Raw genomic sequence first — 23,557 nt, 5'->3', positions numbered from 1 at the left:
CACGCCCCGCCGGGCACGGGACGCGACTCCGCAGCACACTCCGGCCCGGACAGCCCGCCCGGCGCGGGGCGGAGCCCCGAGGCCACCGCGTGGCACGCCGGACCGCAGGCGCACCCAGCGCCTGCCCCCGCAACGAGCTCGGGGCCCAGCCCCGGAACGGGACCCGGGCGAAGCCCGGACACCCCGCCCGGCACGGTGCGCAGCCCGGACGGCCCGCCCGGCGTGGGGCCGGGCCCTGGGCTGGGGTCCGGGGCCACCGCACGGCACGCCGGGCCGCACGGGGCGGGCTCGGGGCGGAGCCCGGTGGTGGGGGCCTGGCCCCCGTTCCGGGACGGGGCGGGCGGGGGGAAGGGCCCCGCACAGCGGCAGGCCGCGGTCATCGCTTCGGCTCCGGGCTCGGCGGCGCCACACGTGCGCCGAGGGACTTTTCGACAGCGCCGGCAACCGCCCGCACCGCATGGCCGAGGCCCGCCCTGGCCACCGCCCCCTCCGTCTCCGGGTTCATCGCCTCCTCCGCGGTCAGCGGTCGCTTCACGGCCCGCCCGTCGGTGAACGCCGAGACCGCGTACACGACGACCGGCGCGTCCGACCGTACGGACACCGTCCAGGCCGCCCGCTGTTCCGCGTCGAAGCCCAGCCCGGACGGCATCGGCAGCCGGTCGCGGAGCCCGCTCACGGCTTCGGCCCCGGCCTCGGCCGGGGTGAACACCAGCCCGACCGTGACCAGGGTGCTGCGGGTGACATCGGTGTAGGTGGCGCGCAGGACGCGGGTGCAGCCGGACCCGGCCAGGGCCTGCTGCCAGTCCGCCGGCAGGGCGGCGGGGCAGTCCGCGTCGGGGGCGACGGCGATCCGGGTCCAGGCGCGATCGGCTCCGCCGGGGCCGGCGCCGTCGGTGTCCAGGCGGGGCGGGAAGAGGACGTCCACGGGGGTCTCGTGCCAGAGGGTGCCGGCGCGGCGGTACTGCTCCTCGGCGGAGGGCGGCCGGGCGGCGTCCCGGTGGTCCTGCCAGGCGGCCACACCGGCACCGCAGACGAGGACAAGCCCGAGGACGCCACACAGCACAGCCGCAACCAGGTTCCGCCGCCCATCGGCCCCGGCGACCGGCCCGGCCACGGCAGGAGCCAGCCCAGCCTCGACGGAGGGACCGGGCACCGCGGGGGCCCGGCCGAGGCCGGCCGCGCCGGAACCGGGCTCGGCGGAGGGACCGCGCACCGGGGAGGCCGGGCCGAGGCCGGCCGCGCCTGAGCCGGGCTCGGCGGAAAGGCCGGATACGGCCGGGGCCGGGCCGAGGACGGCCGCACCTGAGCTGGGCTCGGCGCCAGGGCCGGATACGGCCGGGCCGGCGGAGGAGCCGGGCACCACAGAGGCCGGGCCGAGCTCCGCAGAGGCCCGGCCGGGGCCAGCCGCGTCCGAGCCGGGCTCGGCCGAGGGGGCGGGTACGGCAGGGGCCGGGGCGGGGTCGGCCCCGGGCGGGCTTGGCGCGGCGGAGGCCGGGCCGGGCTCTGCGGGAAGCGGTGGGGTCGGCACGGGTGGTGCCGTGTGTGGGTCGGTCGTCGTCATCCGGCGGCTCCGCCCCCCGTTCCGTACCGCGGCTGCCTGCCCGGATTCTACGGCGCCCGGGCGCCGCCGGAACCGGCGCCTCAACCCGCACCCCTCGGCCGAGCCCTCCGGCATCACCAGAACCTCGCCCCTCGCACCCGTACCCGTACCCGTACCCGGCGGAAGGGCGACCCCGCACCGCCGGGTCCCGGCCACCGAAAGGCGCCCCGCCCCGCCGGCAGGCGGCCCGCGCCCAACCCGGCGCCTCGCACCCCTACCCGCCGGTAAGGCGGTCTGGCAAGCTGCGGCCATGACTTCCCCCGCCGCGGACCGGGCCCGCTATGACCGGGCCACCGCTCATCTCGATGCCCCGCTCGCCCTCGTGGATCTCGAGGCGTTCGACGCCAACGCCGCGGACCTGGTCCGGCGGGCGGGCGGCAAGCCGGTCCGGGTGGCGAGCAAGTCCGTGCGCTGCCGGGCCCTGCTGGAGCGGGTGCTGGCGCAGCCCGGTTTCGCCGGGATCATGTCGTACACGCTGGCCGAGTCGGTCTGGCTGGCCCGGTCCGGGTTCGAGGACGTGCTGCTCGCCTACCCCTCCACGGACCGGCAGGGCTTTACGGAGCTGGCCGGCGATCCCAAGCTCGCCGCCGCCGTCACCGTGATGGTGGACGATCCCGCGCAGCTGGAGCTGATCGACCGTGCCCGGGACGGCGGCCGGGAGGAGATCCGGGTCTGTCTGGAGCTCGACACGGCGCTGTCGCTGTTCGGCGGCCGGGTACGGGTCGGGGCCCGGCGGTCGCCGCTCCGCGATCCGGCCGGGCTGGCGGAGCTGGCCCGGCTGGTGCAGCGCCGGGACGGATTCCGGGTGGTCGGGCTGATGGCGTACGAGGGGCATGTCGCCGGCGTCGGCGACGACCTGGTGGGACGGCCGCTGCGGTCCCGGGCGATCCGCCTGATGCAGAGCGCCGCCCGCCGGGAGCTGGCAGCGCGGCGGGCCGAGGTGGTGCGAGCGGTACGGGCGGTCGTGCCGGAGCTGGAGTTCGTCAACGGCGGCGGGACCGGCAGCGTGCAGCAGACGGCCGCCGAGGAGGCGGTGACGGAGGTCGCCGCCGGCTCGGGGCTGTACCTGCCGCGGCTGTTCGACAACTACACCTCCTTCCACGGCCGGCCGGCCGCGCTGTTCGCGCAGCCGGTGGTGCGGCGGCCGGGGGTGGGGGTGGTCACGGTGCTGGGCGGCGGCTATCCGGCCTCGGGGGCGGCGGGTGCCGACCGGCTGCCCGTGCCGTACCTGCCGCAGGGGCTGCGGTACGACCCGCAGGAAGGCGCCGGGGAGGTGCAGACCCCGCTGCTGGGCAGCCCGGCCGACGATCTGCTGATCGGCGACCGGGTCTGGTTCCGGCATGCCAAGGCGGGTGAGCTGTGCGAGCGGTTCGCGGAGCTGCACCTGGTCGAGGGCGACCGGGTGACGGCCACCGTCCCGACGTACCGGGGCGAGGGCCGCACCTTCCTCTAGGGATCCGGGGACTCCGGAGACTTCAGAGACTGCGCAGGCTACAGCGGGGTGACGTACGCCCCCGAGATGCCGCCGTCGACCAGGAAGTCGGTGGCGTTGATGAAGGAGGAGTCGTCGCTGGCGAGGAAGGCCACCGCGGCGGCGATCTCCTCCGCTTCGGCGAACCGGCCGACGGGGATGTGGACGAGCCGGCGGGCCGCCCGCTCCGGGTCCTTGGCGAACAACTCCTGCAGCAGCGGGGTGTTGACCGGGCCGGGGCAGAGCGCGTTGACGCGGATGCCCTCGCGGGCGAACTGGACGCCCAGTTCGCGGGACATGGCGAGGACGCCGCCCTTGGAGGCGGTGTAGGAGATCTGGGAGGTGGCGGCGCCCATGATGGCCACGAACGAGGCCGTGTTGATGATGGAGCCGCGGCCCTGCCGCTGCATGTAGGGCAGGGCGGCCTTGCAGCAGAGGTAGACGGAGGTGAGGTTGACGTCCTGGACCCGCTTCCAGGCCTCCAGTCCGGTGGTGAGGATGGAGTCGTCGTCGGGGGGCGAGATGCCGGCGTTGTTGAAGGCGATGTCGACCGAGCCGTAGGTGTCGAAGGCCGTGCGGAAGAGCGCCTCGACCTCCTCGGGGTCGGTGACGTCGACCTTGACGAAGGTGCCTCCGACCTCCTCGGCGGCGGCCTTGCCGGCCTTCTCGTCGATGTCCCCGCAGACGACGTTGGCGCCTTCCGAGGCCAGTCGGCGGGCGGTGGCGAGGCCGATGCCGCTGCCGGCTCCGGTGATGACGGCGGTACGGCCGACCAGGCGGCGGCAGACGGTCTCTTCGTGCTGGGTGCTGGACATGTGCTCAGTCCTCCGTGCTGATGAAGACGTTCTTGGTCTCGGTGAAGGCGGTGAGGGCGTCGGGGCCGAGTTCGCGGCCGAGTCCCGACTGCTTGTAGCCCCCGAAGGGGGTCCAGTAGCGGACGCTGCTGTGGGAGTTGACGGAAAGGTTGCCGGCGGCGACGGCGCGGGAGACCCGGATGGCGCGGCCGACGTCGCGGGTCCACAGGGAGCCGGAGAGGCCGTACTCGGTGGCGTTGGCCAGGCGTACCGCTTCCTCCTCGTCCTCGAAGGGGAGGACCACGGCGACCGGGCCGAAGACCTCTTCGGTGGCGACCGGCGCGGTGGGGTCGCAGCCGGTGAGCACGGTCGGCGGGAACCAGAAGCCGGGGCCGTCGGGGGCGGTGCCGCGGATCGCTTCCGCGCCGTCGGGGACGTAGGAGCGGACCCGGTCCAGCTGGGTCCGCGAGATCAGCGGCCCCATCTGGGTCTTCTCCTCGGAGGGGTCGCCGACCCGGACGGCTTCGATGCCGGGGGCGAGCAGGTCCAGGAACCGGTCGTACACCGGGCGCTGGACCAGGATCCGGGTGCGGGCGCAGCAGTCCTGGCCGGTGTTGTCGAGGAAGGCCATCGGTGCCGCGGCTGCTGCGGCGTCCAGGTCGGCGTCCGCGAAGACGATGTTGGGGCTCTTGCCGCCGAGTTCGAGGGTCACGCGCTTCACCCGGTCGGCGCACTTGGCCATGATCTGCTTGCCGACCGGGGTGGAGCCGGTGAACACGATCTTCGCCACGCCGGGGTGTTCGACCAGGGCGTTGCCGGTCACCGGTCCACGGCCGGGGAGCACCTGGAAGAGGTACTCGGGGATCCCGGCTTCGAGGGCGAGTTCGGCGAGCCGCAGGGCGGTGAGGGGGGTGGTCTCGGCGGGCTTGAGGATGACGGCGTTGCCCGCGGCGAGCGCGGGGGCGAGGCCCCAGGCGGCGATGGGCATCGGGAAGTTCCAGGGGGCGATCACCCCGATGACGCCGAGGGGTTCGAGGAAGGTGATGTCCAGACCGCCGGGTACGGGGATCTGGCGGCCGGAGAGCCTCTCGACCCCGCCGGCGGCGAATTCGAGCAGGTCGCGGACGTTGCCGGCTTCCCAGCGGGCGTTGCCGATGGTGTGGCCGGCCTCCTGGACCTCGAGTCGGGCGAGTTCCTCGATGTGGCCGTTGACCACGGCGGCGAAGCGGCGCAGCAGCCGGGCCCGGTCGGCGGGTGCGGCGGCGGCCCAGCCGCGCTGGGCGGCGGCGGCCCGTACGACGGCCTCGTCGACCTCGTCCCGTGTGGCGGCCGGGACGAGGGCGACGAGTTCTTCGGTGGCCGGATTCAGGACTTCCAGCGCATCGGACACGGGGGGCCTCACAGACGTTCGAAGGAGCGGCGCAGTTCCCAGTCGGTCACTGCGGAGTCGTAGGCGTCGAGTTCGACGCGGGCCATGTTCCGGTAGTGGGCCACCACTTCGGGGCCGAAGGCGGCCTTGGCGATCTCGCTGTTCTCCCAGAGTTCGGCGGCTTCGCGCAGGGTGGTGGGGACGTGCGCGTAGTCGGCGGTGTAGGCGTTGCCGGTGCAGGCGTCGGGCAGTTCGAGACGGTTCTCGATGCCGTAGAGGCCCGCCGCGACCAGGCCGGCGACGGCGAGGTGGGGGTTGACGTCGCCGCCGGGGAGGCGGTTCTCGAAGCGGGTGGACCGGCCGTGGCCGACCACTCGGAGGGCACAGGTCCGGTTGTCCACGCCCCAGGCGACTGCGGTGGGGGCGAAGGATCCGGGGCGGAACCTCTTGTACGAGTTGATGTTCGGGGCGTAGAGGAGGGAGAAGTCGCGCAGCGCGGCGAGCTGGCCGGCCAGGAAGTGCCGCATGACCTCGGACATGCCGGGTTCCGGGCCGGTGCCGTCGCCGGCCATGGCGTTGCGGCCGTCGGCGTCGGTGAGCGAGAGGTGGATGTGGCAGGAGTTGCCTTCGCGCTCGTCGAACTTGGCCATGAAGGTGAGCGAGACGCCTTCCTGGGCGGCGATCTCCTTGGCCCCGGTCTTGTAGACGGCGTGCTGGTCGCAGGTGACCAGGGCCTCGTCGTAGCGGAAGACGATCTCGTGCTGGCCGAGGTTGCACTCGCCCTTGGCGGACTCGACGGTGAGGCCGGCCGCCCGCATGTCGTTGCGGATGCGGCGGAGCAGCGGCTCGATGCGGCCGGTGCCGAGGACGGAGTAGTCGATGTTGTACTGGTTGGCCGGGGTCAGGCCGCGGTAGCCGGAGTTCCAGGCCTCTTCGTAGGTGTCGCGGAAGACCATGAACTCCAGCTCGGTGCCGACCTGGGCGGTGTAGCCGAGGGCGGCGAGCCGGTCGAGCTGGCGGCGCAGGATCTGCCGGGGGGCGGCGACCACGGGGGTGCCGTCGTGCCAGGCGAGGTCGGCCATGACCATCGCCGTGCCGGCGTTCCAGGGGACCCGGCGGAGGGTGGAGAGGTCGGGGTGCATGGCGAAGTCGCCGTAGCCGCGGTCCCAGGAGGACATCTCGTAGCCGTCGACGGTGTTCATGTCGGTGTCGACGGCCAGGAGGTAGTTGCACCCCTCGGTGCCGTGGCCCATGACCTCGTCCAGGAAGAACGGGGCGGCGAACCGCTTGCCCTGGAGCCGTCCCTGCATGTCGGGGAAGGCCAGGACGACGGTGTCGATCTCACCGCTGTCCACGAGGGCACGGAGCTCCTCGGGCGCCAGCGGCGGCTTGCGGTCTACCACGGGATTCTCTCCTTCGGTGAGCCGAGGACGCCTAAGGTATTGAACGGAACCATTACTTGGGAAGAGTCTTCGGGAACCTTTGAGAAGCTTCGGGGAACAGGGGAGGCGAACCACATGACGGCAGGTACGGCGGGTGCGGCCGGTACGGCGGGCGCAGCAGGTGCGGCAGGCGCAGCAGGTGCGGCAGGTGCCGCGGGCGCCGAGGGCGGGGCGGTCGAGCGGCTGAACCCAGTGCTCCGCCAGGTCCGGGCGGGAAACGGCTTCGAGGAGGCGCTGCAGCAGATCCTCCAGGTGGTCCGGCTGGGCCTGGTGCCGGCCGGCGAGCGGCTGCCGGCGGAACGGGAGCTGGCCGAGCGGATGGGCATCAGCCGGGTCACTCTTCGGGAGGTCCTGAAGGTGCTGCAGGACCAGGGGCTGGTGGAGGCCCGGCGCGGGCGGTACGGCGGAACGTTTGTCCTCCCCCGCCCCGACACCCCGGCCGGCGGCGCCGAGGAGGAGCTGCGCCGCCGGGTGGCGGGGGTGGACATCGAGGACGTACTGCGGTTCCGCGAGGTGCTCGAGGTGGGCGCGGCCGGACTGTGCGCCACCCAGGGGCTGAGCTCCGCGGCGGCGGCCCGGCTGCGGGGTGCGCTGGCCGCCACCCACGACGCACCGCTGGCCGAGTACCGGCGCCAGGACACCCTGTTCCACCTCACCCTGTGCGAGCTCGCCGGTTCCGCCACCCTGACGGCCCAGTACGCCGCCGTCCGGGCCACCGTCAACGACCTGCTGGACTGCATCCCCCTGCTGGTGCGCAACCTCGAACACTCCCAGCAGCAGCACAGCACCCTGGTCGAGGCGGTGCTGGAACGGGACGCCGAGGGGGCCCGCGAGGTCATGCGGGAGCACTGCTGCGGCACCGCGGCGCTGCTGCGCGGGTTCCTCGCCTGAGCCGGTCCGGGCTGCCGCGAACGGGGACGCGAACGGGTCACCGGAGCCCCACGAGGAGGCTTTCGTAACCGCTGTTTAACGCACGGGTCTTGCGCGCTCCCCTCCACTGACGCAAAGGTACGCCCCACAACCATTGCCCAGGCAGGAGCGCACATGGCCGACGACATCGCACCCGCGCCACCCGTAACCCCGGCCCCCTCCCCCGAATCCACCTATCTGGAGCGCCGCACGCTGCGGCGCGGCAGCGCCGGCTGGCTGCTGCTGACCGGTCTCGGCGTGGCGTACGTCGTCTCCGGCGACTTCTCCGGCTGGAACATCGGCCTGGCGAAAGGCGGCTTCGGCGGCCTGGCCATCGCCACCGTGCTGATGGGCACCATGTACGCCTGTCTGGTCTTCTCGCTCGCCGAACTCTCCGCCATCCTGCCCACGGCGGGCGGCGGCTACGGGTTCGCCCGGCGGGCGCTGGGCCCCTGGGGCGGCTTCCTCACCGGCACCGCCATCCTCATCGAGTACATCCTGGCCCCCGCCGCGATCGTCATCTTCATCGGCGACTACGTCGAATCCCTGGGCCTGTTCGGCCTCACCTCCGGCTGGCCGGTGTACCTCGGCTGCTTCGTGATCTTCATCGGGGTGCACCTCTGGGGCGTGGGCGAGGCCCTCCGCTTCTCCCTCGTCGTCACCGCGATAGCGGTCGCCGCGCTGCTGATCTTCGCGGTGGGCGCGTTCACCGAGTTCGACGCGAACGGGCTGGACGACATCGCGGTCGACACCGCCGCGGCCGGCTCCTCCTCCTGGCTGCCCTTCGGCATCCTCGGCATCTGGGCGGCGTTCCCCTTCGCCATGTGGTTCTTCCTCGGCGTCGAGGGGGTCCCGCTGGCCGCGGAGGAGGCCAAGGACCCGGTCCGGTCCATGCCGAAGGCGCTCGCCGTCTCCATGGGCGTCCTCGCCCTGCTCGCCCTGGTCACCTTCTTCGCGGCCACCGGAGCGCAGGGCGCGGACGCCATCAAGGCCGCCGGCAACCCGCTGGTCGTCGCCCTGGAAGGGGACGGCGGCCCCACCGCGCTCAGCCGGTTCGTCAACTACGCGGGCCTGGCCGGCCTGGTGGCCTCCTTCTTCTCCCTCATCTACGCCGGCTCCCGCCAGCTGTTCGCCCTCTCCCGGGCCGGCTACCTGCCGCAGTTCCTGTCGCTGACCTCCCGCCGGAAGGCCCCGTACCTGGGCCTGGTCATCCCCGGCGCGATCGGCTTCGCCCTGGCCGCGGCCAGCGGGAACGGCGCCCGGATGCTCAATATCGCGGTGTTCGGCGCGACCATCTCGTACGCGCTGATGGCGCTCTCGCACATCGTGCTGCGCCGCCGCGAGCCCGGCCTCGCCCGGCCGTACCGCACCCCCGGCGGTGTGCTGACCTCCGCCACGGCCCTGGTGCTCGCCCTGTCGGCGCTGGTCGCCACCTTCCTGGTGGACAAGGACGCGGCATTCATCGCACTGGCCGTGTACGCCGTCGCTCTGGCCTACTTCGCGATCTACAGTCGGCACCACCTGGTGGCCTCGGCTCCGGAGGAGGAGTTCGCGGCCCTGGCCGCGGCCGAGGCGGAACTCGCCCGCGACTGACGGTCCGCCAGTCCTGCCCCCGTCCCACCCCAGCTCACCCCTGTGGAGGTAACTACCGTGCCCAGGCCGCTCATCGGCATCACCACCTACGTGGAGCCGTCCACCCGCTTCGGCGTGTGGGACGTCTCCACGGTCCTCTCCCCGACCGGGTACCACCGTCTGGTCCAGGCGGCGGGCGGTGCGGCGGTGCTGTTGCCGCCGGACGCATCGGAGTCGGCGGCGGAGGTGCTGAGCCGGGTGGACGGCCTGGTCGTCGCGGGCGGCCCCGATCTGGATCCGGCCCGCTACGGGGCCCGGCGCGACCCGCGCACCGGCCCGGCCGTGCCGGAGCGGGACGAGTGGGAGCTCGCCCTGATCGGGGCGGCGGTGGCGAACGGGGTCCCGCTGCTCGGCATCTGCCGCGGCATGCAGGCGCTGAACGTGGCGCTGGGCGGCACGCTGATCCAGCACATCGACGGGCACTCGGCGGGCAACGGCGTGGTCACCCAGCACCCGGTACGCCCGGTCCCGGGCACCCGGTACGCGGAGCTGGTGCCGGAGGAGGCGGAGGTACCGACGTACCACCACCAGGCGGTGGACCGGCTCGGCCGCGATCTGGTGGTCTCGGCGCACGCCGTGGACGGCACGGTGGAAGCCATCGAAATGACGGGCGACCAGTGGGTGGTGGGCGTCCAGTGGCACCCGGAGCGCGGCACCGACACCCGGGTGATGGCCGGCCTGGTCCGGGCCGCGTCCCGGGTTCCGGCCTCCCGCGTTCCCGCCCCGGTGGGCTGACGCGCCTGTCGGCGCACACTCCTCGGCGCACCCGGACGGGCCGGGAGCCGGTCGGCTGTACGGCCCGCAGCCGGCGTCCCCGCCCGCGCACGGGGGCATGCCGGGAGGGCCGACTGCCCGGGTCCCGCACCCGTGGCGCGAACTGCGGCCGGCCTCAGCCCCGGGTGAGGGAGAGCAGGTCGCGGGCCGGCCCGGCGGGCCGGGACCCGGCCGGCCACACGGCACGCAGCGCCCGCTCCAGCCGGGCGTCCGCGACCGGCACCTCCACCAGCCGGCGCGAGGCCAGCTCCTCCACCAGCGCCAGCTCCGACAGCACGCACGCCCCGGCCCCGCTCAGCGCCGCCGCCTTCACCGCCGTGGTCGAGGCGAGCTCAAGCAGCGGCACCGCCAGTCCGCCCGCCCCGGCCAGCGCGGCGTCCAGCACCTGCCGGGTACCCGATCCGAATTCGCGCAGGATCAGCGGGGTCCCGGCCAGCTCCGCCGCGGGCACCGGAGCGCTGCGCCGGGCCCACGGGTGCGCAGGGGCGACTGCGACCACCAGCCGGTCGCGGGCGATGACCGCGGAGGCCAGCCCGTCCGGCACGGCCAGGCCCTCCACAAAGCCCAGGTCCGCCTCGTGGCCCAGCACCCGTTCCGCCACTGTCGCCGAATTGCCCGCCTGCAGCGACACCGCCGTGTCCGGCCGGGCCGCCCGCAGCGCGATCAGCCAGCCCGGCAGCAGGTACTCCGCGATCGTCATACTGGCGGCCACCCGCAGCCGCGAGTCCCGCTGTCCGCGCAGTGCCTGCGCCCCCGCGTCGAAGGCCTCGGCCGCCTCCACGATCCGCCGCGCCCAGTCCGTGACGAGTGCGCCCTCGGCCGTCAGGGTGGAGCCGCGCGGCGAGCGGTCCACCAGGGCCACCCCCAGCCGCACCTCCATGGCCCGGATACGGCTGCTGGCCGCCGGCTGGGTGATGCCCAGCTCGCGGGCCGCCCCGCCCAGGCTGCCCACCCTGGCCACCGCCAGCAGCAGCTCCAGTGCACCCAGGTCGGGCACCCGGTGCGACAGCGGGACCTGAGGACCCCGTGGACTCTCCACCCGTTCAGACATAAATACAGCTTATGGCCTCATAGGACGATGGCCTCTGCCGCCCCGCCCCGGTCCGTCAGACCCTTGATCCATGGCCACCATCGTGCAGCCGCACCACCCCCAGCGGCACCTCACCCTCCCCGCCCTCCGTCACCTCGGCCCCAACTGGTACGCCTCGGTGATGGGCACGGCGATCATCGCGAACGCGGGAGCGACCCTCCCCACGCAGCTGCCCGGCCAGCGGGTGGCCTGCCAGGTGGTCTGGGCGCTGTCCGCCCTGGTGCTCGCCGTGGTGCTGCTCGCCCGGTCCGGGCACTGGCTGCACCACCGCGACCAGGCCCGCGCGCACCTCCTCGACCCGGCCGTGGCCCCCTTCTACGGCTGTCTGTCGATGGCGCTGCTGGCCGTCGGCGCCGGCACCCTGATGGTCGGCAAGGACGTGATCGGGGAGCCCGCAGCCGTCGCCGTGGACGCGGTGCTGTTCACCGCCGGCACCGCCATAGGCCTGCTGATGGCCGTCGCCGTGCCCTACCTGATGGTCGTCCGCCACAAGGTGGAGGCCTCCCAGGCCACCCCGGTGTGGCTGCTGCCCCTGGTCGCCCCCATGGTCTCCGCCGCCGTCGGACCTCTGCTGATCCCCCACCTGCCGGCCGGCCAGGCCCAGGAATCCCTGCTGCTCGCCTGCTACGCGATGTTCGGGATCAGCCTGCTGGCCGTCCTGCTGATGCTGCCCCTGGTGTTCGGCCGGCTGATCGTCGGCGGGCCCCTGCCCCTGGCCCTGACCCCGACCCTGTTCCTGGTGCTCGGCCCCCTCGGCCAGTCCACCACCGCGGTCAACCAGCTCGCCGATGTGGCCCCCCAGGCCATCGGGGCCCCCTACGCGGGCGCCCTGGGTGCCTTCGCCGTGGTGTACGGGGTGCCCGTGATGGGGTTCGCCCTGCTGTGGCTGGCCCTGTCCGCCGCAATGCTGGTCCGGGCCGCCCGGAACGGCATGGGGTTCGCCATGACCTGGTGGGCCCTGACCTTCCCCCTGGGCACCTGTGTCACCGGCGCGGCCGGCCTGGCCCGGCACACCGGCCTGACCGCCTTCTCCTGGCTGGCCACCGCCCTGTTCGTGGCCCTGATCGTGGCCTGGCTCGCCGCCGCCGGCCACACCCTGCGCGGCCTGGCCGCCGGCCGGCTGCTGCCCCGCCAGGCCTGAGCCGGCTCCCGAGCACGGGTCGAGTGCCGGTCGAGTACGCGTCAACCGATCCGGAGCGCGTACTCGACCCGGATCCGGAGCGAGCCCAGGGTGCCCGTGAAGGCCAGGGTGTGCGGGCCCGGTGCCGGCGGGTCCAGCCGGGCCCAGAGTCCACAGGACTGGGTGGTGAAGGTACCGGCCTCCCGGGTGACGGGATTGCCCTCCGCACCGGTGACCCGGATCGGGGTCGGCCCGTAGCGCGCCAGCTCCACCGGCCGGCCGTCGAAGGTCGCCGAGCCCTCGGCCCGGGCGGCAGCCCCCGTGCATTCGGCCTGGGTGCCGGCGAAGGGGACGACGGGGAAGACGAGGGGCTTCCCGGCCGGCACCGAGCAGGTGCGGCGGCTTTCGCCGCCGAAGTTGCCGGCCAGGAACCAGACGTCGGCGGGCTGGTGCTCGGCGCAGAAGGTGCCGTCGGGGTCGCGGACCGGACTGGACCCCGCCGGACTCGCCGCGGCCCAGTTCCACCAGCGGCCCTGCACCTCGGCTGCCTCGGGCGTGGCCGCCCGGGAGGATTCCGCCGCAGGCCCGGGCGCGGTCGGCGCGGTCGGCTCGGCAGGCGCGGTCGCGGTACAGCCGACGGCCGGCAGCCCGGCCGTACAGGCGAGCAGTACCGCGGCGAAGGGTCGGCGGAGACGCATCCGTGCAGCGTACGAGAGGGCCGGTGCCGGTCTTCGGCCGCCCCGGGCCGACGGTCGCCGGCGGTCGCCGACGGTCAGTGTGCCGCGCGCAGGGCGGCGGCCAGGACCGCCGGGGCCTCGGCCAGCGAGGGTCCGTACCAGGTGAGGTGACGGCCGCTGACCAGGGCGGCGGGCAGCCCCGGGAAGGCCTCCGGCCCGTCCTGCGCGGTGAAGCGGTACGGCTCGTCGGGCAGCACCACGAGATCGCACCCGGCCGCGGCCAGCTCCTCGGCGGGCACCCGCGGGTACCGCTCCGCATGGCCCGCGTACACGTTCCGCACCCCCAGCCGCGCGAACAGGTCCCCCGCGAAGGTGTCCCGGCCCAGCACCATCCAGGGCCGCCGCCAGACCGGCACGAAGGCCCGCCACTCCCCCGCCGGCCCGAGCCCCGTCCAGGCCGCCTCGGCCGCGTCCAGCCAGCCGGGCCGGGCCAGCCCCAGGGCTCCCACCAGCAGCCGGTCCAGTTCCCGCAGGGCCTGCGGCAGGTCGCGGATCTCGGTCACCAGCACCTCCAGCCCGGCCGCGCGCAGCGCCGCCAGGTCGGGGGCCCGGTTCTCCTCCTCGTTGGCGAGGACCAGGTCGGGGCGGAGCGCGGTGATCGCCGCCACGTCCGGGTTCTTGGTGCCGCCCACCCGTACGAGGTCCAGCCCGGCCGGACGGGTGCACCAGTCGGTGGCCCCGACCAGCAGGCCGGGCCGGGTCTCCGCCACCGCCTCGGTCAGCGAGGGCACCAGCGACACCACCCGCTGCCCCATGGCTCAGTGCCCCGGCGAGGGCGGCTCGGCGGTGGCGTGGATGTGCTCGCCGACCGCGACCACCAGAATCCGGGTGTCCTCGGTGGTGGCCCGCCAGCGGTGCCGGACCCCGCCCGACAGGAACAGCGCGTCGCCGCTCTCGAGCCGGTAGGCCCGCCCCTCGGCCTCCACCTGGCAGGCGCCTGCCACCACGTACATCAGTTCGTCGTTGCGGTGCTGGTACTCGCGGCCGGCGTCCTGGTCGCCCGTGAACTCCAGCGCGTGCAGCTGGTGGTGGCCGCGGACCAGCGGCCGGACCCCCGCGACCGGTGCCAGGCCGCCGGCGTCGGCCGCCCGTACGAGATCCACCGTGCGTGCGCTGTCGGAGGCCGCCAGCAGTTCCACTGCGGTGGTCTCCAGTGCGTCCGCGACCCGCTCCAGGGACCGCATGCTGGGCCGGGCCCGCTCGTTCTCTATCTGGCTGAGGAAGGGAACCGAGAGTCCGCTGCGCCCCGATACGGCGGCGAGGGTGAGCTTGAGCGCGCGTCGCCGCTTGCGCACGGCCACACCCACCCGAAGCGTTTCCTTGGCGTCCTTTTCCTTTTCCCTGTCGTCCATTGCGGGGCTGCCCTCCCCTTGTCCGTCGCACATCGGTGTGCTGTAAGCACCTTACGCAGCATCGGCCCGCGGTTTCTCGTGCACGAGCGGACCGCACTCTCCCGGGGCCCGGCACGGGAGTGCGGCATCATCGGCCCCATGAACCCAGTGACACCGCGCCGTCTCATGCTCCTCGACACCGCTTCCCTGTACTACCGGGCCTACTTCGGCGTCCCGGACTCCGTGAAGGCCCCGGACGGCACTCCGGTGAACGCCGTACGCGGTCTGCTGGACATGATCGGACGGCTGGTCCACGACCACCGGCCGGACGATCTGGTGGCCTGTATGGACGCGGACTGGCGCCCGCACTGGCGGGTGGAGCTGATCCCCTCGTACAAGGCGCACCGGGTGGCCGTGGAGACGGAGACCGGGCCGGACGTGGAGGAGACCCCGGACACCCTGGCCCCGCAGGTTCCGATCATCGAGGCGGCCCTGGACGCGTTCGGGATCGCCCGGGTGGGGGTCGCGGGGTACGAGGCGGACGATGTGATCGGCACCCTGACGGCCCGGGCCACCGGCCCGGTGGACATCGTCACGGGCGACCGGGACCTGTACCAGCTGGTGGACGATGCGCGGCAGCGGCGCGTGCTGTACCCCGTGAAGGGGGTCGGCACGCTCCAGCTGACGGACGAGGCGGTGCTCCGCGAGAAGTACGGGGTGGACGGCTCCGGCTACGCCGATCTGGCGCTGCTGCGCGGGGACCCGAGCGACGGCCTGCCCGGGGTTCCGGGGATCGGCGAGAAGACGGCGGCGAAGCTGCTGGCCGTGTACGGGGACCTGGCCGGGATCATGGCGGCCGTCGAGGACCCGAAGTCGAAGCTGACCCCCACGCAGCGCAAGCGGCTGGACGAGGCGCGGCCGTACCTGGCGGTGGCGCCGAAGGTGGTCAGGGTGGCCGCGGACGTGCCCCTCCCGGCGTTCGAGCCGTCCTTGCCGACGGCTCCGGCGAATCCGGACATGGTCGACGCATTGGTCCACCGGTGGGGTCTTGGAGGAGCAGTTTCCCGTCTGAGCGCCTCCTTGCGCCAATGAGGTGCTAACTTAACTTAGGCAATCCTAAGTATCTGGGGAGTCAGGGGAGTACAGCCGTGGCATCAGGACCCGGCCGCACAGTCGGCACCGCAGTCGTCGTCCGCAGTGAGCGGCTGACCCCGCACATGGTGCGGATCGTTCTGGGTGGCGACGGGCTGTCCGGGTTCGGTGCGGGTGAGTACACCGACCACTACGTGAAGCTCCTGTTCGCCCCCGAGGGCGTCGAGTACGCCGAGCCGTGGGACCTGGAGCAGATCCGCGCCACGCACCCGCGGACGGAGTGGCCGCGGCAGCGGGCGTACACGGTACGCGCCTGGGACCCGGCCACCCAGGAGCTGACCATCGACTTCGTGGTGCACGGCGACGAGGGCCTGGCCGGGCCGTGGGCGGCCCGGGCGGTCCCCGGCGAGGCCGTGCACTTCCTCGGACCGGGCGGCGCGTACGCCCCGGCCCCGGCGGCCGGCTGGCACCTGCTGGCCGGCGACGAGAGCGCACTGCCGGCGATCGCGGCCTCGCTGGAGCGGGTCCCGCGGGGCGCGCGGGTGCACGCCTTCGTCGAGGTCGACGGCCCGGCCGACGAACAGTCGATCGCCACCCCGGACGGGGTCACCCCGGTCTGGCTGCACCGCGGCGGCCGGCCGGTCGGCGAGGCCCTGCTGGAGGCGATCACCTCCCTGGACTTCCCGTCCACGGACGTCCAGGCCTTCGTGCACGGCGAGGCAGGTGTGGTGAAGGAACTCCGCCGCCACCTCCGCGCGGACCGCGGCATCGCCCGCGAGCGCATGTCGATCTCGGGCTACTGGCGCCTGGGCGAAACGGACGAAAGCTGGCGCGCCATCAAGCGCGACTGGAACGCCCAGGTGGAAGCGGAACAGGAATCCCTCTCCCCGGCGTAGCCCTCCGGGGGTTGAACCGGCCGCACCACCACCCTGGCGGGGCTTTACGGGCGCAGCCCGGCAAGGGGCCGGGGCGCAGCCCCGGGGTCGCCCGGGCGCAGCCCGGCACCGGTCCGGGGCGGAGCCCCAGGGTCGCCCGGGCGGGGCGGAGCCCCGCAGGCGGTGGGCCGGCACCGGCGGGAGAATGGCCGCATGGATCGGAGGCTGCATGCGCTCACGGTCGCCGGGGCCGCGCTCCTGATGGCCGCCGGCACGGCGATGGCCGCGCCCAGTCCTCCGCCCCCGCCCGAGCCAAAGCTGAGCGATTCCCAAGTGGACACCGCGCTCGCCCGGCTGGACGCCGCCGTCGCCGACGGCATGGCCGAGACCGGAGTGCCCGGCGCCGCCGTGGCCGTGGTCCACCGGGACAAGGTGGTCTACCTCAAGGGCTTCGGCCTGCGGAAGGCCGGCCAGAGCGACCCCGTCGACCCGGACACCGTGTTCCAGATCGCCTCCCTGTCCAAGCCCGTCTCCTCCACCGTGGTCGCCGCCACCCTGGACGACCCCGCCGGCTGGGACCGCCCCACCGCCCGCACCAACCTCCCCGGGTTTGCCCTCAAGGACCCGTGGGTCACCGCGCACGTCACCACCGCCGACCTGTTCTCCCACCGCAGCGGCCTCCCCGACCACGCCGGCGACCTCCTCGAAGACCTCGGCTACGACCAGGCGTACATCCTCGGCCACCTCCGCGAGGAACCCCTCGCCCCGTTCCGTGCGAGCTACGCCTACACCAACTTCGGCCTCACGGCCGCCGCCGAGGCCGTCGCCCGTGCCCGGGGCGTCAGCTGGCAGAAGCTCAGCGAGGACACCCTCTTCAAACCGGCCGGGATGACCCGTACCGCCACCACCTTCGAGGCCTTCGAGAAGGCCTCGAACAAGGCCGTCACCCACATGCGCGCCGAGAACGGCACCTGGAGCGCCCGGTCCGTCCGCAACCCCGATGCCCAGGCCCCGGCCGGCGGAGTCAGTTCCACCGCCCGCGACCTGGCCCGCTGGCTGCGCCTCCAGCTCGGCACCGGCACCCTCGACGGCAAGCAGATCGTCAAGCCCGGCCCCCTCGCCCGTACCCACCTGCCCGAGATCGTGTCCCAGCCGCCGCGCTCCCCCGACGGCCGTGCCGGCTTCTACGGTCTCGGCTGGAACGTCTCCTACGACGACGCCGGCCGGCTGCGCCTGTCCCACACCGGCGCCTTCGCCCTGGGTGCCAACACCAACGTGACGATGCTCCCGCTGGAGCAGCTCGGGATCGTGGTCCTCACCAACGGCTCACCGGTCGGCCTGGCGGACGCCATCGCCCTCGACTTCTTCGACACCGCCGAACACGGCAAGCCCACCACCGACTGGCTGGCGCTGGCCGGCTCCCTGTACGCACAGGAGGAAGCCGCCGCCCGCTCCGCGACCGACTACTCCAAGCCGCCCGCCGACCCCCGGCCGGCCCGCGCGGACGGCGCCTACACCGGCACGTACGAGAACCCGTACTACGGCAGGCTCACCGTCACCGCGGCGCCCGGCGGCCAGGGCGGTCTCACCCTGGCCCTCGGCCCTGCCCCGATGCGGTTCCCGCTCACCCACTACAGCGGTGACACCTTCAGCTTCGAGACCACCGGCGAGAACGCGGTCGGCCGCACCGGGGTCACCTTCTCCCCGGACGGTACGGCCCGGGCCGGCACGGTCCGCGTCGAATACCTGGACGCCAACGGCCTGGGCACCTTCCGCCGCGGGTGAGGGGTTGCCCGTACCGCGGCCTAGGCTGGGGCCGAGATGAGACGCCGTACCCCCCTTCCGCCCTCCCCGCTCCCCCAGCGGTCCGGTATCGACCCGGTCCGGCTGCGCATGCCCACCGAGGCCGGGTACCCGACCGTCGGGGCCTTCCTGGCCGCCCACTACGCGGGCGGCGCCGGTGCCCCGGCCGTCGCCGAACTGCTGCGCACCGGCGGGGTGGTCGGGCCCGACGGCCGGAGCCTGCACGCGGCGGACCCGTACGTACCCGGCGGTCATCTGTGGTTCCACCGCGAGCTGCCGCCCGAGGTCCCGGTGCCCTTCGCGCCGGCCGTCGTGTACCGCGACGCGCACCTGCTGGTCGCGGACAAGCCGCATTTCCTGGCCACCACCCCGCGCGGCAGCCACATCACCCAGACCGCTCTCGCCCGGCTGCGGCACGAGCTGGAGCTGCCGGACCTCTCCCCCGCACACCGGCTGGACCGGCTGACCGCCGGCCTGGTGATCTTCAGCATCCGCCCCGAGGACCGCGGCGCCTACCAGCTGCTGTTCCAGCGGAAGGCGGTGTTCAAGGAGTACGAGGCGCTGGCCGGGTACGATCCGGCGGCCGGCTTCCCCCGTACGGTGCGCAGCCGGATCGAGAAGACCCGCGGGGTCATCGCCGCCGCCGAGGTCCCCGGCGAGCCCAATGCGCAGACCACGGTGGAGCTGCTGGAACACCGGTCCGGACTGGGCCGCTACCGGCTGACTCCGCACACCGGCCGCACCCACCAGCTGCGGGTGCACATGAACAGTCTCGGCCTGCCGATCCTGGGCGACCCGGTCTACCCGGAGGTCACCGACCCGGCGCCGGACGACTACCGCCGGCCGCTGCAACTCCTGGCCCGCAGACTGGGGTTCACCGACCCGGTGACCGGCCTGACGCACCGCTTCGAGAGCGGGCGGACGCTGCGGGCGTGGACGGACTACGAGGGGTGGGCGGAGGGCCGCGAGGCCTGAGGGCGGCTCACTCCCGCGATCCGCAGGGCGGCGTCCGCGGTCGCCTCGGCGAAGGTCTCCACCGACCGGTCCGGGGCGCAGCGGTGGATCAGGATGACCCCTTCGATGAGGCCGAAGACCAGGTCGTTGCGGAGGGACAGCCCGGCCGCGTCCCACGGCAGGCGTTCGGCAGCCGCCGCTTCGGCCAGCAACCGGCGGTAGACCCGCTTCAGTTCGGCCCGCATCCGGCGGAACGGGGCGAAGCGTTCGCCGCTCACCTCGGGCAGCAGGTAGAGCGCGCCCGGGTTGTGCGGTCCGCCGCACAGCAGCAGCACATCGGCACGGCACAGTTCCCAGAGCCGCAGCGCGGCGGGCCGGCCGGTGTCGGCGAGCAGCGTTCCGGCCAGCTCCAGGGAGGGTGCGACCGTGGATTCGAGGAGCTCGGCGAGGAGTTCCTCCTTGCCGGCGAAGTAGTGGTACATGGTGGCCTGGCGCAGGCCGGCCTGCCGGGCCACCGCCCGTGTGGTGGTGGCCGCGTACCCGTTGTGGGTGAAGAGCTCGGCCGCCGCGTCGAGGAGTTCCTCGCGCGGCGGCCGGCCGCTCTCCGGTCTTCGCCGGTCGGCCCGTGGACGCCCGACCCGTCTCCCTGGCTCGATCATGGCCAGATCGTCCCACAGCACAGGCTGAAATGATCATGGCAAGAGATCAGATCAGGACATCCTCGGATTCGGAGGAAGAAACGAATCCGGTCAGCCCACCGAGCTGTAGGCCACCACACCCCGCAGCAGGGCGTCCACGGCCTTGCGGGCATTGCGCGCCACCGTGCTGCCGCCTTCCGCCCCCGCCACCGAAGACCCCGCCGCCGGAGCCGCCGCCGCGATCTGCCCGAGCACATCGATGACCTGCTTGCACCAGCGGACGAAGTCCCCGGCCGGCATCTCCGCCTCGCGCAGCACCTCGTCCAGACTCTTGTCGGAGGCCCACTGGTACACCGGCCAGGCGAACCCGAGGTCCGGCTCCCGCTGGCCCACGCCCTCCGCCTGGTTGATCCGGTGCTCCTCCTCCAGCGCGTCCAGCCGGCCCCAGATCCGGACCATCTCGCCGAGCGCCGCCTTGGCCGCGCCACCCGGCACCTTCGGCGCCACGGCATCGTCGGACTGCCGCGCCTCGAACACCAGCGCCGAGACACAGGAGGCCAGTTCGGCCGGGCTCAGCCCCTCCCAGATGCCCGCCCGCAGACACTCCGAGGCCAGCAGGTCCAACTCCCCGTACAGCCGGGCCAGTCGTCGGCCGTGCTCGGTGACCTCGTCCTCGCGCAGGTAGTCCAGCTCCGTCAGCAGCGCATGGATCCGGTCGAAGGTACGGGCGATCGTGTTCGTCCGGCCCTCGATCCGGCGCTCCAGCTGCCGGGTGTCCCGCTTCAGCCGGAGGTACCGCTCCGCCCAACGGGCGTGGTCCTCCCGCTCGTCACAGCCGTGGCAGGGATGCGCCCGCAGCGCCGCCCGCAGCCGCGCGATCTCGCGGTCGTCGGCCGCCTCGGCCCGGCCACGCCGGTGCCGGTCCGGCGCGATGTGCCCGGCCTTGGTACGCAGCGCCGCGGCCAGGTCCCGGCGCGACTGCGGCGACCGCGGGTTGAAGGACTTGGGGATCCGCATCCGCTCGACGGGCTCCACCGGAACCGGGAAGTCGATCCCGGCCAGCCGCTTGACCTGCCGCTCGGCGGTCAGCACCAACGGCCGCGGCCCCTCCTGGTATTCGTGCCCGCGGTGCCCGTTGGACCGCCCGCCCGGCACGCCCGGATCCAGCACCAGCGCCAGCCCGGCGAACTTGCCGGTGGGCACATGGATGACGTCGCCCGGCTTCAGCCGCTCCAGGGAGGCAGCCGCCTGGGCGCGGCGCTGCGCCGCGCCCTGCTTGGCCAGATCCGTCTCCCGGTCCTTGAGATCGCGGCGCAGCTGCGCATACTCCTCGAAGTCCCCGAGATGGCAGGTCATGCCCTCGCGGTAGCCCTCCAGGCCCTCCTCGTTGCGCTGCACCTGCCGGGAGATCCCGACCACCGAACGGTCCGCCTGGAACTGCGCGAAAGAGGTCTCCAGCAGCTCGCGCGACCGGTGCCGGCCGAACTGCTGGACCAGGTTGACCGCCATGTTGTACGAGGGCCTGAAGCTGGACCGCAGCGGATACGTCCGGGTTCCCGCGAGGCCCGCCAGGGCTCCCGGGTCCATCCCGCGCTGCCACAGCACCACCGCGTGGCCCTCGACGTCGATCCCGCGCCGCCCGGCCCGGCCGGTCAGCTGGGTGTACTCACCCGGGGTGATGTCGGCGTGCTGCTCGCCGTTCCACTTGACCAGCTTCTCCAGGATGACCGTACGCGCGGGCATGTTGATGCCCAGCGCCAGCGTCTCGGTCGCGAACACGGCCTTCACCAGGCCCCGGACGAACAGCTCCTCCACGACCTCCTTGAAGGTCGGCAGCATGCCGGCATGGTGCGCGGCGATGCCCCGCTCCAGGCCCTCCAGCCATTCGTAGTAGCCGAGCACGTGCAGGTCCTCGGCGGGGATGGAGGCGGTCCGCTCCTCGACGATCTCGCGCACCTTCAGCCGCGCGGAGTCGTCGTTGAGCCGCAGGCCCGCGTACAGGCACTGCTGTACGGCGGCCTCGCAGCCGGCCCGGCTGAAGATGAAGGTGATGGCGGGCAGCAGGCCCTCGCGGTCGAGCCGCTCGATGACCTCGGGGCGGCCCGGGGTCCAGATCCGGTTGCGGGAACGCCGCTCCCGCTCGCGGTCGGCCTCCCGAACCATCTTGCCGCGCCGCCGCTCGCGCGGGTTGTACGTACGGCTGTTCTCCTCCCGCGCCATGCGCAGCAGGTCGGGGTTGACCTCGCGGCGGGCGGAGCCGCGGCCTCCGTGGTCGGACTCCTCCTCGAAGAGGTCGTAGATCCGCCGGCCGGCCATGACGTGCTGCCACAGCGGAACCGGCCGCTCCTCGGAGACGATCACCTCGGTGTCGCCGCGCACCGTGTCCAGCCAGTCGCCGAACTCCTCGGCATTGGACACCGTGGCCGACAGCGACACCAGGGTCACCGACTCGGGGAGGTGGATGATCACTTCTTCCCAGACGGCCCCGCGGAACCGGTCGGAGAGGTAGTGCACCTCGTCCATCACCACATACCCCAGGCCGAGCAGCGACTGCGAGCCCGCGTACAGCATGTTGCGGAGCACCTCGGTGGTCATGACCACGACCGGCGCCTCGGAATTGACGCTGTTGTCGCCGGTGAGCAGGCCGACCTTCTCGGCGCCGTAGCGCTTGACGAGGTCGGCGTACTTCTGGTTCGACAGGGCCTTGATGGGGGTGGTGTAGAAGCACTTGCGGCCCTGGGTCAGGGCGAGGTGGACGGCGAACTCGCCGACGATGGTCTTGCCGGAGCCGGTGGGGGCGGCGACCAGCACGCCCTTTCCGGCCTCCAGGGCCTTGCAGGCGTCGATCTGGAACGGGTCCAGGTCGAATTCGTACATCTCGCGGAAGGGGGCCAGGGCAGTGGCCTCCTCTGCGGCGCGGATCCGGGCAGCGGCGTACCGCTCGGCGGGAGAGAGGTCCTCGGTCATCTTGCAGTCGAGCCTACCCGCCCCCTCTGACAACAGTCGCGATCATTTACATGATCAGCTGCACTGCGCCCGGCACGCATTCGGCGGTCACCGGAAGCGGCCCCTGCGGCTCGCCGTCGGCGTACGCGGTGATCCCCGGCGCCGCCAGGGTGATCTTCGCGGCGCGGTGCACGGTCACCTTGGGGTGGGTGAGGTGGGTGCCCTTGTACACCTGCGGGAACACCTTCAGAAGCGTGGCCCGGGAGCAGTCGCCGACCACCGTGATGTCGAAGAGCCCGTCATCGGGGACCGCCTCCGCGCAGATCTGCATACCGCCGCCGTAGGAGGAGCCGTTGCCGACCGCGACCAGGGTGGCCTCGGTCTCGATCACCGGGCCGTCGTCCAGGGTGATCCGGTACGGGAAGGGCCGGAAGGCGGCCAGCTCGGCGATCATCGCCAGGTCGTATTTGAACCGCCCGGACGGCCACCGCATCCGGTTGCCCCGGTCGTTGACCCGCGAATCGAAGCCGGAGCAGAGCACGGTGCCGTACCAGCGCCCCGCGGGGTCCGCCGCGGAGGTGATCCGGCCCAGGTCGATCTCCCGGATCCGGCCCTCCTTGAGCGCCTCGGCGGCCATCCGGCCCGCCCGGGCCGGCTCCCGTACCGGCAGCCCGAGCGCCCGGGCGAAGTCGTTCCCGGTACCCACCGCGATCACCCCGAGCGGGGTCAGGGTCCCGGCCAGCGCCTGCAGGGCGAGGTGGACCACGCCGTCGCCGCCGACGGCGATCACCGCGCCCGTCCCCTCCCGTACGGCGGCCCGCAGCCGGGCCAGGGCGTCAACGGCGTCGGTACCGACGACCGTCCGCACCGAATAGCCGGCGGCCCGGAGCGCGGAAGCGGCCGGCTGCGCGGCGTGCGCGCCCCGGCCGCGTCCGGCGGTGGGATTGACGAAGAGGGTGATCTCGGCGCTCACGCACCGA

20 protein-coding genes are annotated in these 23,557 nt (G+C 73.5%); 9 read left to right on the top strand and 11 right to left on the bottom strand.

What is annotated here, in order from left to right:
* Positions 1–376: 376 nt before the first annotated feature.
* Positions 377–1,561: a hypothetical protein gene (locus tag DEJ50_RS34100; protein WP_190345096.1), complete on the bottom strand. Its 1,185-nt coding sequence runs from the start codon at positions 1,559–1,561 to the stop codon at positions 377–379.
* Between the two features lie 289 nt (positions 1,562–1,850).
* On the opposite strand from DEJ50_RS34100, the gene DEJ50_RS27080 reads away from it, so the two are divergent.
* A complete protein-coding gene (locus DEJ50_RS27080; RefSeq protein WP_150210705.1) occupies positions 1,851–3,053 on the top strand; it encodes an amino acid deaminase/aldolase in 1,203 nt (400 codons plus the stop codon).
* 38 nt (positions 3,054–3,091) lie between these two features.
* Here the strand turns inward: DEJ50_RS27080 and DEJ50_RS27075 are convergent, their stop codons facing one another.
* The 3 genes from DEJ50_RS27075 to DEJ50_RS27065 are packed head-to-tail and all read right to left on the bottom strand — an operon-like array spanning position 3,092 to position 6,637.
* Complete coding sequence (locus DEJ50_RS27075; RefSeq protein WP_150210704.1) at positions 3,092–3,886, bottom strand: 3-oxoacyl-ACP reductase; 795 nt, start codon at positions 3,884–3,886, stop codon at positions 3,092–3,094.
* A 4-nt stretch (positions 3,887–3,890) separates the two neighbouring features.
* Complete coding sequence (locus DEJ50_RS27070; protein ID WP_150210703.1) at positions 3,891–5,255, bottom strand: aldehyde dehydrogenase family protein; 1,365 nt, start codon at positions 5,253–5,255, stop codon at positions 3,891–3,893.
* 8 nt (positions 5,256–5,263) lie between these two features.
* Positions 5,264–6,637 carry a glutamine synthetase family protein gene (locus DEJ50_RS27065; protein WP_150210702.1) on the bottom strand — a complete coding sequence of 458 codons (1,374 nt, stop codon included), beginning with the start codon at positions 6,635–6,637 and terminating at the stop codon, positions 5,264–5,266.
* A gap of 114 nt (positions 6,638–6,751) precedes the next feature.
* On the opposite strand from DEJ50_RS27065, the gene DEJ50_RS27060 reads away from it, so the two are divergent.
* The 3 genes from DEJ50_RS27060 to DEJ50_RS27050 all read left to right on the top strand — a co-directional run bounded on the left by DEJ50_RS27060 (position 6,752) and on the right by DEJ50_RS27050 (position 9,952).
* Positions 6,752–7,567 (top strand): FadR/GntR family transcriptional regulator, encoded by an 816-nt coding sequence (locus tag DEJ50_RS27060; protein WP_223837926.1) that lies wholly within the window; start codon positions 6,752–6,754, stop codon positions 7,565–7,567.
* 153 nt (positions 7,568–7,720) lie between these two features.
* Complete coding sequence (gene eat, locus DEJ50_RS27055) at positions 7,721–9,178, top strand: ethanolamine permease (RefSeq protein WP_150210701.1); 1,458 nt, start codon at positions 7,721–7,723, stop codon at positions 9,176–9,178.
* A 57-nt stretch (positions 9,179–9,235) separates the two neighbouring features.
* A complete protein-coding gene (locus DEJ50_RS27050; RefSeq protein WP_150210700.1) occupies positions 9,236–9,952 on the top strand; it encodes a gamma-glutamyl-gamma-aminobutyrate hydrolase family protein in 717 nt (238 codons plus the stop codon).
* Positions 9,953–10,106: 154 nt separating this feature from the next.
* On the opposite strand, the gene DEJ50_RS27045 is transcribed toward DEJ50_RS27050, so the two are convergent.
* Positions 10,107–11,042: a LysR family transcriptional regulator gene (locus DEJ50_RS27045; RefSeq protein ID WP_150210699.1), complete on the bottom strand. Its 936-nt coding sequence runs from the start codon at positions 11,040–11,042 to the stop codon at positions 10,107–10,109.
* A 70-nt stretch (positions 11,043–11,112) separates the two neighbouring features.
* Between DEJ50_RS27045 and DEJ50_RS27040 the strand changes: the two genes are divergently transcribed.
* Positions 11,113–12,222, top strand: a complete 1,110-nt coding sequence (locus DEJ50_RS27040) for a TDT family transporter (protein ID WP_150210698.1) — start codon at positions 11,113–11,115, stop codon at positions 12,220–12,222.
* 41 nt (positions 12,223–12,263) lie between these two features.
* Here the strand turns inward: DEJ50_RS27040 and DEJ50_RS27035 are convergent, their stop codons facing one another.
* The 3 genes from DEJ50_RS27035 to DEJ50_RS27025 form a co-directional block, all read right to left on the bottom strand.
* On the bottom strand, positions 12,264–12,899 hold the full coding sequence (locus DEJ50_RS27035; RefSeq protein ID WP_150210697.1) for a signal protein: 636 nt from the start codon (positions 12,897–12,899) through the stop codon (positions 12,264–12,266).
* Positions 12,900–12,973: 74 nt separating this feature from the next.
* A complete protein-coding gene (locus DEJ50_RS27030) occupies positions 12,974–13,693 on the bottom strand; it encodes a helical backbone metal receptor (RefSeq protein ID WP_150210696.1) in 720 nt (239 codons plus the stop codon).
* A gap of 3 nt (positions 13,694–13,696) precedes the next feature.
* Entirely contained in the window at positions 13,697–14,290 is a 594-nt protein-coding gene (locus DEJ50_RS27025; RefSeq protein WP_150210695.1) for a helix-turn-helix domain-containing protein, read from the bottom strand.
* 165 nt (positions 14,291–14,455) lie between these two features.
* On the opposite strand from DEJ50_RS27025, the gene DEJ50_RS27020 reads away from it, so the two are divergent.
* The 4 genes from DEJ50_RS27020 (at position 14,456) to DEJ50_RS27005 (ending at position 19,014) form a co-directional block, all read left to right on the top strand.
* Positions 14,456–15,361, top strand: coding sequence for a 5'-3' exonuclease (locus DEJ50_RS27020; RefSeq protein ID WP_150212388.1), 906 nt, complete (start codon positions 14,456–14,458; stop codon positions 15,359–15,361).
* A gap of 56 nt (positions 15,362–15,417) precedes the next feature.
* A complete protein-coding gene (locus DEJ50_RS27015) occupies positions 15,418–16,257 on the top strand; it encodes a siderophore-interacting protein (RefSeq protein ID WP_150210694.1) in 840 nt (279 codons plus the stop codon).
* Between the two features lie 192 nt (positions 16,258–16,449).
* Positions 16,450–18,021, top strand: a complete 1,572-nt coding sequence (locus DEJ50_RS27010) for a serine hydrolase (protein WP_150210693.1) — start codon at positions 16,450–16,452, stop codon at positions 18,019–18,021.
* Between the two features lie 36 nt (positions 18,022–18,057).
* Positions 18,058–19,014 (top strand): RluA family pseudouridine synthase, encoded by a 957-nt coding sequence (locus DEJ50_RS27005; protein ID WP_150210692.1) that lies wholly within the window; start codon positions 18,058–18,060, stop codon positions 19,012–19,014.
* On the opposite strand, the gene DEJ50_RS27000 is transcribed toward DEJ50_RS27005, so the two are convergent.
* The 3 genes from DEJ50_RS27000 to DEJ50_RS26990 all read right to left on the bottom strand — a co-directional run bounded on the left by DEJ50_RS27000 (position 18,981) and on the right by DEJ50_RS26990 (position 23,550).
* Positions 18,981–19,652: a TetR/AcrR family transcriptional regulator gene (locus tag DEJ50_RS27000; protein WP_150210691.1), complete on the bottom strand. Its 672-nt coding sequence runs from the start codon at positions 19,650–19,652 to the stop codon at positions 18,981–18,983. The genes DEJ50_RS27005 and DEJ50_RS27000 overlap by 34 nt on opposite strands.
* 90 nt (positions 19,653–19,742) lie before the next feature.
* Positions 19,743–22,598, bottom strand: coding sequence for a DEAD/DEAH box helicase (locus DEJ50_RS26995; protein ID WP_150210690.1), 2,856 nt, complete (start codon positions 22,596–22,598; stop codon positions 19,743–19,745).
* 46 nt (positions 22,599–22,644) lie between these two features.
* Positions 22,645–23,550 carry a diacylglycerol kinase gene (locus DEJ50_RS26990; protein WP_150210689.1) on the bottom strand — a complete coding sequence of 302 codons (906 nt, stop codon included), beginning with the start codon at positions 23,548–23,550 and terminating at the stop codon, positions 22,645–22,647.
* Positions 23,551–23,557 lie beyond the last annotated feature (7 nt).

This window comes from Streptomyces venezuelae (genome assembly GCF_008642295.1).
Classification (GTDB): Bacteria; Actinomycetota; Actinomycetes; order Streptomycetales; family Streptomycetaceae; genus Streptomyces; species Streptomyces venezuelae_C.
Note: the sequence above shows the minus strand (reverse complement) of the source record. Positions and strands in the feature narration are given on the sequence as shown.

Coding starts and splice junctions, on each gene's coding strand:
- DEJ50_RS34100 (WP_190345096.1), bottom strand. CDS start 1,561: ATGACGACGACCGACCCACACACGGCACCACCCGTGCCGACCCCACCG.
- DEJ50_RS27080 (WP_150210705.1), top strand. CDS start 1,851: ATGACTTCCCCCGCCGCGGACCGGGCCCGCTATGACCGGGCCACCGCT.
- DEJ50_RS27075 (WP_150210704.1), bottom strand. CDS start 3,886: ATGTCCAGCACCCAGCACGAAGAGACCGTCTGCCGCCGCCTGGTCGGC.
- DEJ50_RS27060 (WP_223837926.1), top strand. CDS start 6,752: ATGACGGCAGGTACGGCGGGTGCGGCCGGTACGGCGGGCGCAGCAGGT.
- eat (WP_150210701.1), top strand. CDS start 7,721: ATGGCCGACGACATCGCACCCGCGCCACCCGTAACCCCGGCCCCCTCC.
- DEJ50_RS27045 (WP_150210699.1), bottom strand. CDS start 11,042: ATGTCTGAACGGGTGGAGAGTCCACGGGGTCCTCAGGTCCCGCTGTCG.
- DEJ50_RS27040 (WP_150210698.1), top strand. CDS start 11,113: ATGGCCACCATCGTGCAGCCGCACCACCCCCAGCGGCACCTCACCCTC.
- DEJ50_RS27035 (WP_150210697.1), bottom strand. CDS start 12,899: ATGCGTCTCCGCCGACCCTTCGCCGCGGTACTGCTCGCCTGTACGGCC.
- DEJ50_RS27030 (WP_150210696.1), bottom strand. CDS start 13,693: ATGGGGCAGCGGGTGGTGTCGCTGGTGCCCTCGCTGACCGAGGCGGTG.
- DEJ50_RS27025 (WP_150210695.1), bottom strand. CDS start 14,290: ATGGACGACAGGGAAAAGGAAAAGGACGCCAAGGAAACGCTTCGGGTG.
- DEJ50_RS27020 (WP_150212388.1), top strand. CDS start 14,456: ATGCTCCTCGACACCGCTTCCCTGTACTACCGGGCCTACTTCGGCGTC.
- DEJ50_RS27010 (WP_150210693.1), top strand. CDS start 16,450: ATGGATCGGAGGCTGCATGCGCTCACGGTCGCCGGGGCCGCGCTCCTG.
- DEJ50_RS27005 (WP_150210692.1), top strand. CDS start 18,058: ATGAGACGCCGTACCCCCCTTCCGCCCTCCCCGCTCCCCCAGCGGTCC.
- DEJ50_RS27000 (WP_150210691.1), bottom strand. CDS start 19,652: ATGATCGAGCCAGGGAGACGGGTCGGGCGTCCACGGGCCGACCGGCGA.
- DEJ50_RS26995 (WP_150210690.1), bottom strand. CDS start 22,598: ATGACCGAGGACCTCTCTCCCGCCGAGCGGTACGCCGCTGCCCGGATC.